Origin of the sequence: Aerococcus sp. HMSC062A02, assembly GCF_001809535.1 — a bacterium.
Lineage (GTDB): Bacteria > Bacillota > Bacilli > Lactobacillales > Aerococcaceae > Aerococcus.
In genome coordinates, this window is record NZ_KV797938.1 from 27,179 (window position 1) to 35,264 (window position 8,086).

The window sequence follows — 8,086 nt, forward strand, 5'->3', positions numbered from 1 at the left end:
GTGAGGGACCTTGGCCCGAACCGGTGCCATGGCTTTTCAAGGACCAACTTCAACAGCGAAACGCATGCTCAGCAGTCCATCACTTTTTACAATTTGACCGACCCAAGAAAGGAGCCCTCATGCCCAATTCAACCGCCATTCTCAACCAGTTCACGCCCCTCTTCCACCATGTGCTCGCCAACTTCTCCATTGCGCCCCATCACGCGGACTACGACGACCTGCTCCAGGAACTCCGGCTCAAGGCTCTCAAGGTGGCGGCATCTTTTGACGGTGACCTGCTCGACCAGGACCGCTTCCGCTTCACGGCCTATCTCAAACGCGCCCTGTCCTGGTACTGCCTGGACCTCCTCCGCCGCAAGCCCCAGGACACAAGCTCCCTAGAAGGCCTCCACTACCTCCGAGACGAAGCGCCGCGCCAACATTCACTGGCTGTCCAGGTCTTCCTCTCCCAGGCTAAGACCATCCTCACGCCCAAGGAATTCCAGACCGTTCGCCAGCTCCAGGCCGGCCATTCCCTCACCAGTATCGCAGAAACTGACGGCGTCTCCCGCCAAGCCGTCCACTGCCGGGTCAAGCGCCTCCGGGAGAAGCTCCTCCCCCTAGCCGACATCCTCCGCCCTTGACATTTATCGCCCGATTCTCGTTCTTAGGCTGTCATGCATGACCCAGCCAAAAAAAGGAGGAAACAAAAATGAAAGTATTCGAAAGCGCCCGCCTGCAGCTCATCGGCTTTGACCAGGAGTCAGGTAAAGACAAGAAGATCCATATCAATAACTTGAAGGAAGGCGTAACCACGGAAGAGGCCACCGCTGTCAAAGACGCCTACGCCAGCCTGTCCGCCTACGACATCTTCGCCGTTGCCGAAGTCGTTACCAATGTGTTTGCCTAAGAGCTTAGAAGGAGGAATAAAGCATGCCAGAAATCACGCAAAATCTTGAACTCAACTTCAAGAATAGTTTAGGAAAATCCACCCGCATCACTGTTGCCAAGCCGCGTCTGGATGTCAGTGCGGAAGAAGCCCAGACCGCTATCGAAGCCATCGCTGGGGCAGACGCCTTTGTGACACCTGAGGGCACCCTGGTCTATGACCAAGCCGTATCGGCCCGTTATGTGACCCGCCAGGTGGATGAGCTCTACGTCGCTGGGGAAGCTGACGCCCAAGCCTAAGTCCCTCGAGTCTGGCCTCGCTGTACGATCAGCGGGGCTATTTTTATAGAAAGGAAAGAGCGATGACCCTTATCGAAATTGGAAGTCTAGCAGGGGCGGTCTTAACCTTGGTCACGCTGATTCGGCGCTTGGTTCGGCTGATTACCGCCATCCATGACCTCATCACTCGGATCGATAGTATTCAGGAAACGCTGGACCGCCAGCTGGAAGCTCGTCAGGAACTGGCCCAGGAAGTTGGTGTCCACAGTTACCAGATCAAGGTCCACCAAGAAGCCATTCAGAAGTTTCAAGAAAGACTCAAAGAAATGGAGGTTGTCACATGTTCTTAGATAATGATTCTTACGACAAGGCCAAGTGGTTGGTCTTGATCTTCCTGCCCGCCCTAGCCGTCTTAGTAAAAGGGGTTGGTGAGGTCCTCTACTGGGAGGCTGTTGATGTCTGGGTAACGCTAATCAACCTGGGCACGGCCTTCTTGGGGACCATCCTACAGATTTCAAGCCAGCATTATTATGGGGGAGGTGATGGGCATGGTCAGCGTCCAAGACATCCTTAGTTGTGCCAGGAAGTATATAGGCGTCCGCCAGTGGTTGGGTGCACACAAGGCACTGATCGACCGCTACAATGCGGTTCTTCCCCGTCCAGTCGGCTACACCATGACCTATGCCGACGACTGGTGCGATGCCTTTGTGACGGCGGTCAGTGATGAAGTAGGAGCGAGTTCCCTCATCGGCCGAGAGTGTGGCGTCCAGCGCCATATCCATCGTTTTAGCCAGCTCGGGATCTGGTTAGGACGGGTCTACCCCAAGCCAGGCGATATCATTACTTTTGATTGGGACGGGGCCGGTTTTGCGGACCACATCGGCTTTGTGGAGAACGTTTCTGGAGGTCAAGTCACTACGATTGAAGGCAATTCCGGGAACATGGTCCGCCGCAATCGCTTCAGGTGGAATGACTGGCGAATCAAGGGCTACGCTAGGCCACGCTATAGTTCGAGTGTTAAGCCTACTGACAAGGACTACCAGCTCGCTAAAGAAGTTCTAGACGCCAAGTGGGGCAACGGGGCTGATAGAGTATACCGCCTCCGGAAGGCTGGCCACAATCCATCGACCGTCCAGCAGGCCGTCAATGAATTAGTCAAATTACGTGACGCCAGGGAAATTACCATCGCCCAGCACGCCAGCCACTGGCAGACTGGCGAGCGAATCCATCCCAAGGTGCTGGGCAAGACCTATAAGCTCGTTGACGAGAAGCCCGTCAAGCAGAGCCGCAGTCGGAAGGCCTATCTCTTGGCCAGTCCGGGGGTCTACCTGGGTTGGTTGCTTGAGCAGGATGTGGCTAGGCCGTAAAATTTTTCCGCTTATAAATCAAAATCCAGCTCCAAAAGCGACCAGGTGGTCGTTTTTGGAGCTGGTGGTGGGTTGGGATTCGGCAATATCTTCTGTATTAATGCCGTTTCAAAAACTCATCTCCAAATTTTTGAACGCCTTCCTACTATATTATAGTAAAATCCAGGCACGCTCTCCCACCCCCAAGCGGACTAGAGAGACCGCCTGGCTTTTTGCTTACCAATAACATTCCCTCATCCAACTTGACAGCATCTCCCTCCCAGTATACACTGTATATAAAGAGTATACACTAGATACAAAGGAGCTGTGCCAATGAAGATCACCCTATCCAAATTTTCCAAGGAGCCCCTGTACCAGCAGATTGTCCAAGAGCTTAAGCGCAACATCTTATCTGGAGAATTGCAGGAAGAAGAGCAATTGCCCTCGATTAGGCAGCTGGCCAAGGACTTAGAAGTGAGTGTGATCACGGTCAAGAAGGCTTATGAGAAGCTTGAGCAGGAAAATTTTTTAATGACGGTGCCCTACCAGGGGACTTATGTGGCCCACTTAGATACAGACCAGATTGAAGCGAAGATCTTGGCTGAGATCGACCAGGGCCTGGGGGAGATCGCGACCAAGGCCAAGAGTATCGGCCTCAGTGCCCAGGACCTGGCTCAGCGCATCCAAGACAGAATGGAGGAATAAGAAATGACTGACGCCATTGAACTGATCAATGTTTCCAAAAATCTGGGAGACTTCCGCATTGATCAGATGAATTTACAGATCCCTAAAGGTTATATCACCGGCTTTATTGGCCCCAACGGTGCGGGCAAGTCGACGACTATCCGGCTCATTATGGATCTAGTTAAAGCCGATGCCGGTGAGATTAAAATTCTCGGCCTGGACCACCAGGAGGCTGGCAAGGCGGCGCGTGACCGGATCGGTTTTGTCTATCCTGAGAATGTATTTTACGAGAATTTGACGGTGGAGGCTATCGGTAAGGTCGTGGGCGGTTTTTATTCCAAGTGGGATAAGGGCATCTTCCGCCAGCTCTGCCAGGACTTTAGCCTGCCGGCAAAGAAGAAGGTGAAGGACTTATCGACGGGGATGAAGGTTAAGCTGTCGCTGGCGGTGGCTTTGAGCCATCATGCGGACTTGATTATCCTCGATGAACCAACATCCGGCCTAGACCCCCTCGTTCGTTCGGAAATCCTCGACCTGCTCTATGACCTGATCCAAGACCAGAACAAGACCGTCTTCTTCTCCAGCCATATCACGACTGACTTGGAAAAGATTGCCGATTATGTGGTCTTGATCCAAGACGGGAGGATTGTCATGGACGAAGCCAAAGACGACTTACTCGACCGCTTCCGCCTGGTCAAGGGAGCGACAGACCTGCTCGACGCCGACACCCGGTCCTTGCTGGCGGGGCTCAAGGAAACATCTGCTGGTTTTGTCGGCCTGACTCAAGAAGCGGACACTTTCTGTGAGCTCTATGGCGATAAAGTTCTCATCGAACCCGCCTCCCTGGAAGAAATCATGGTCTACAGCTTGAAAGGAGCCCATTAAATGAAAGCCTTACTCTACAAAGACTGGTTAATTGGTCGCAAACTCTTGTTGTTATCTTTAGTGGTGAGTCTTCTCGCCCTCTTTATCGTAGGAGATGGGCAGTTCCCGCTAACACTCGGCCTTATGCTCACCCTCTTCAATATCCGAAACATGGATGGGCTTGACGACAAGCGGGTCTACCAGCAATTGATCCAGAGCCTCCCCGTCTCTCGCAGGGAAGTGGTCGCCGGCAAGATCCTCTCCCACCTCCTGCAAGTCGCCACCCTCATCCTTCCGCTCATCATCTTGAACGCCATGATCCCCGGCTATACGGCCAATAGCCTGACTGAAATTCTCTTGCTGGGCCTGCTTGCGGTTTTCCTACTCGTTGGCTACCAATTCACCTATACCCTCTTCGGTCCCGACTTCATGAACTATATCAGCATCGCCCTCTTCCTCCTCTTAATCACATTTGGCTGGACCATCTTCACCAGCGCCTTCGTCCAAGGGCTCATCAGCTACCTCCAGTCGCTCGACCCCACCCTTCTCGTCTTATCCGCCAGCCTGGTCTGCCTGGTCCTCACCAGCGCACTCTTCATCCTAACCGTGAAAGTTTACGAGCATAAAGACCTCTAGTCGTTGTGTGGTAATTCCTGTAGATCTGAAAAGCGACTACGTGGTCGCTTTTGGAGTTGGGGTGCGCTGGAATTCGGCAATGTCGGTCGTGCTGATGCCGGTCGGGCAGCTCATTCGGCATTATGCTCTACGATGTTGCCGGTGTGCGGCTTCATTCGGCATTATCCCTCACGTTAATGCCGTTAAGCGGACTGGTTCGGCATTAGCTTCTACGTTAATGCCAGTCGGGCTGCTGATTCGGCATTATGCTCTACGATGTTGCCGGTGGGCAGCTTCATTCGGCATTATCCCTCACGTTAATGCCGGTGAAGCAGCTGATTCGGCATTATCCTCTGCGTTAATGCCGGTACAAGGTCTCGTTCGGCAATATCTTCAGCATTAATGCCGTTTCAACAAGCCAGGCCTACTATTTTGAACCTCTTCCTACTATATTAATACCCAATTTATAAGAAGCCAGGCTGCCTCCCCCTCAAACGGACAAGAATAGCAGCCTGTCTTTTCGATTTATGCGAACTTCCTAGTTTTCCCTATGATGAAGCTCTTTCTCGCGGAGAAAGGGCCTTTCCTTTTGGGAAGAGGCAGCTTCTTGCTGACTTACTGCCTCTTCTCTTGAGAACTGGCAGTTTCTTACCGACTTACTGCCTCTCCTCTTGGGAACTGGCAGCTTCTAAGCACGATACTGCCTCTCCTCTTAGGAACTGGCAGTTTCTTTGCCAGTTAACGACATAAGGAGCCAGCTTGTGTCGCTAAGTCTCCGAGATAACGACAGATCCCTATCCCTTGTGTCGCTTTCCACCTGACTTAGCGACATATCCTTTTCCTTATGTCGCTATATCTCCAAGATACCGTCACATCTCACGCCTCATGTCGCTAACTCGCCCCTCGCAAACCTCCCCACCCCAAAAATTCCACTTCCTTCCATATTATATCCGCCCACACAAAAAGCCCCCGCACATGCTCGTGCGAGGGCTTCTTATTATGCAGCTTCAGCAATCAAGAGAGAGCTTAGTCTTTCTTCTTGCCTTTGCCGAGTGCCAGTAAGCTACCAGCGCCGACTAAGGCGAGGGCGAGGCCGCTCGTTAGGCCGACTAGGGCTCCGGTTTGTGGGAGTTTGGTCTTCGTTTGGGCTGCTTTGGCATGGCCTTGGCCTGCTTGGCTAGCTTTTGGAAGAGCGCTTGGTGCTTTCTTGTCCACTTTGACAGTGCCTGGGGCTGCTTTTTGAGGAGCGGCTGGTTTGGCAGCTGGAGTGGCTGGCTTGGCTGGTTTGACATTGCTGCTTGGTGTGACGACCTTGTCAGAACCGTTGTCATCGCGACCGGCTGCATGGCCTTTGACTGGAACCACGACTTCCTTCTTACCGCCTGGTAATTCTGGATCGGTGATGGTTACAGTGATTGGGCCGTCAACATCGGTGCCTGGGGTCACTTCCACTTCACCGGTAGCTGGGTTGATGACAACAGGGATGTCCTTGCCGTCTTCGTCCTTAGCGGTGACTGTGGTGTCCTTATCAGGGTTGTTGACCTTGATGCCAGTGCCTTGTTGGTCCTTGGTTGGGTTGACTTCCTTGACTTGGGAGTCGTCCACGGTGGTTGGCTTCTTGACCTCAGGAGCTGCGCCGCCTTTAGCTTTCACGATGACCCATACTTGGGCAGCTTCGGTGGTGCCGTCTGGTAGGGTAACGGTCACATCGATGATGGCGTCGCCCACTTTATCGGTTGATGGAAGTGTTTGACCTTCATTGATGGTTAACTTGTAAGAGCCTTCAGGAACGCCGACTACCTTAATGGCCTTGATGATGTCGTCTGCGGTCAAGCTGTCGCCGACATGCTTAACGACTGGGTGGGATTCGATTGGGTAAGCGACAGCTGGGTCACCCTTGCGCGTGGTTTCGCCCGTTGCCTTTTGAACGGTTGCGGTTTCAACGCCAGGCTTCTTACCTTCTTCGGTTTGTTCAACCGTCACCTTGTCCCCAGCGAAAAGTTTGTTGGCAGGAACTTTGACAGACCAGTTACCGATACCGTCAACTGTGGTTTCGCCAATGACCTTGCCGTCCTTGTCTTTCACCACAATCTTAGCATCTGGCACGCCGTTACCTTCCACGATTTCGTCGCCTTCATGGATGGCTTCGATCGTAGGCTTAGCCGATTGTTCAGAGCCATTGTCGTCGCGACCAGCTTCGTGGCCTTTGACTGGAACGGTGATGACTTTGGCGCCGCCTGGGAGTTCAGGATCCGTTACAGTCACGGTGATTGGGCCGTCAACATTAGCACCTGGAGTCACTTCAACTTCGCCAGTTTCTGGGTTGATTACGGCAGGAATATCTTTGCCGTCTTCATCCTTAGCAGTCACCTTGGTATCCTTATCCGCATTGTTAACCTTGATGCCCGTGCCTTGTTTGTCGTCACTTGGGTTAACTTCCTTAACCGCTGAGTCATCAACATTGGTCTTTTCGCGAACGAGGTCCGTACCTGGGATGGTATCTTTCGAGCCATCTGGGTAGGTGATGGTTGCAGTTCCGTCCTTGCCGATTTCAACCTTAGTTGGGTTTTGGCCTTCCTTAGGCGCTGGGAATTTATCCTTGTTGGCGTCTTCGATGGCCTTCTTAACTTGGGCTTTTTCGTCGTCAGTTAAGTTGGTCTTGTCAGCAACTGGAGTTTTCTCAGCTGGGACAACTGGGTCAGTCAAGTCTGCTTGAGTCTTGTCTGAACCATTGTTGTCGCGGCCGGCTTCGTGGCCCTTAACAGGAACGGTCACTTCTTGTTTGCCGCCTGGGAGATCTGGATCGTTAACTGTAACAACGATTGGACCGTCAACATTTGTACCTGGAGTAACTTCCACTTCGCCGGTTTCAGGGTTGATGACAACAGGAACAGCCTTGCCGTCTTCGTCCTTGGCGGTGACTGTGGTGTCTTTGTCCTGGTTGTTGACTTTAATGCCGGTGCCTTGCTTGTCGTCTGTTGGGTCAACAGGTTTCACATTCTTAGCGTCGACATTGGTCTTTTCGCGAACTAAGTCCGTACCTGGGATGGTGTCCTTAGAACCATCTGGGTAAGTGATCGTAGCAGTTCCGTCCTTGCCGATTTCAACGGTGGTTGGGTTTTGGCCTTCCTTAGGCGCTGGGAATTTATCCTTGTTGGCGTCTTCGATGGCCTTCTTAACTTGGGCTTTTTCGTCGTCAGTTAAGTTGGTCTTGTCAGCAACTGGAGTTTTCTCAGCTGGGACAACTGGGTCAGTAAGATCTGCTTGGGTCTTATCTGTACCGTTGTCGTCGCGGCCGGCTTCGTGGCCTTCAACTGGAACGACGAAGTTTTGTTTGCCTTCTGGAAGATCCTTGTCTTCGACAGTGACAGTGATTGGGCCGTCTACCTTAGTACCAGGGGTTACGGAAACTTTGCCTGTTTCTGGGTCAA

10 protein-coding genes are annotated in these 8,086 nt (G+C 52.5%); 9 read left to right on the forward strand and 1 reads right to left on the reverse strand.

Translation table 11 applies throughout. The annotated features are described in order from the left end of the window. The 9 genes from HMPREF2626_RS07195 to HMPREF2626_RS07235 all read left to right on the forward strand — a co-directional run. A partial coding sequence (locus tag HMPREF2626_RS07195; protein ID WP_210382806.1) for a sigma-70 family RNA polymerase sigma factor occupies positions 1 to 623 on the forward strand: 623 nt, incomplete at its 5' end. A gap of 68 nt (positions 624 to 691) precedes the next feature. Next, a complete protein-coding gene (locus HMPREF2626_RS07200) occupies positions 692 to 889 on the forward strand; it encodes a DUF1659 domain-containing protein (RefSeq protein WP_070619431.1) in 198 nt (65 codons plus the stop codon). 23 nt (positions 890 to 912) lie between these two features. After that, positions 913 to 1,167 (forward strand): DUF2922 domain-containing protein, encoded by a 255-nt coding sequence (locus HMPREF2626_RS07205; protein WP_070619433.1) that lies wholly within the window; start codon positions 913 to 915, stop codon positions 1,165 to 1,167. A 62-nt stretch (positions 1,168 to 1,229) separates the two neighbouring features. Continuing rightward, positions 1,230 to 1,496, forward strand: a complete 267-nt coding sequence (locus tag HMPREF2626_RS07210; protein WP_070619436.1) for a hypothetical protein — start codon at positions 1,230 to 1,232, stop codon at positions 1,494 to 1,496. Continuing rightward, positions 1,487 to 1,720 (forward strand): phage holin, encoded by a 234-nt coding sequence (locus HMPREF2626_RS07215; protein WP_070619439.1) that lies wholly within the window; start codon positions 1,487 to 1,489, stop codon positions 1,718 to 1,720. The genes HMPREF2626_RS07210 and HMPREF2626_RS07215 overlap by 10 nt, the downstream gene beginning before the upstream one ends. Beyond that, positions 1,695 to 2,513: a CHAP domain-containing protein gene (locus tag HMPREF2626_RS07220; protein ID WP_070619442.1), complete on the forward strand. Its 819-nt coding sequence runs from the start codon at positions 1,695 to 1,697 to the stop codon at positions 2,511 to 2,513. Before HMPREF2626_RS07215 ends, HMPREF2626_RS07220 begins: the two co-directional genes overlap by 26 nt. Before the next feature lie 312 nt (positions 2,514 to 2,825). Then, positions 2,826 to 3,197, forward strand: coding sequence for a GntR family transcriptional regulator (locus HMPREF2626_RS07225; protein WP_070619445.1), 372 nt, complete (start codon positions 2,826 to 2,828; stop codon positions 3,195 to 3,197). Positions 3,198 to 3,200: 3 nt separating this feature from the next. Continuing rightward, positions 3,201 to 4,061 (forward strand): phenol-soluble modulin export ABC transporter ATP-binding protein PmtA, encoded by an 861-nt coding sequence (locus HMPREF2626_RS07230; RefSeq protein ID WP_070619448.1) that lies wholly within the window; start codon positions 3,201 to 3,203, stop codon positions 4,059 to 4,061. Next, the gene (locus HMPREF2626_RS07235) at positions 4,062 to 4,676 is read left to right on the forward strand and encodes an ABC-2 transporter permease (RefSeq protein WP_070619451.1); all 615 of its coding nucleotides are present in this window, start codon (positions 4,062 to 4,064) and stop codon (positions 4,674 to 4,676) included. It begins immediately after the preceding gene. Between the two features lie 1,005 nt (positions 4,677 to 5,681). On the opposite strand, the gene HMPREF2626_RS07240 is transcribed toward HMPREF2626_RS07235, so the two are convergent. Further along, on the reverse strand, positions 5,682 to 8,086 hold a 2,405-nt coding region (locus HMPREF2626_RS07240; RefSeq protein ID WP_246818944.1), incomplete at its 5' end, for a MiiA motif-containing surface protein.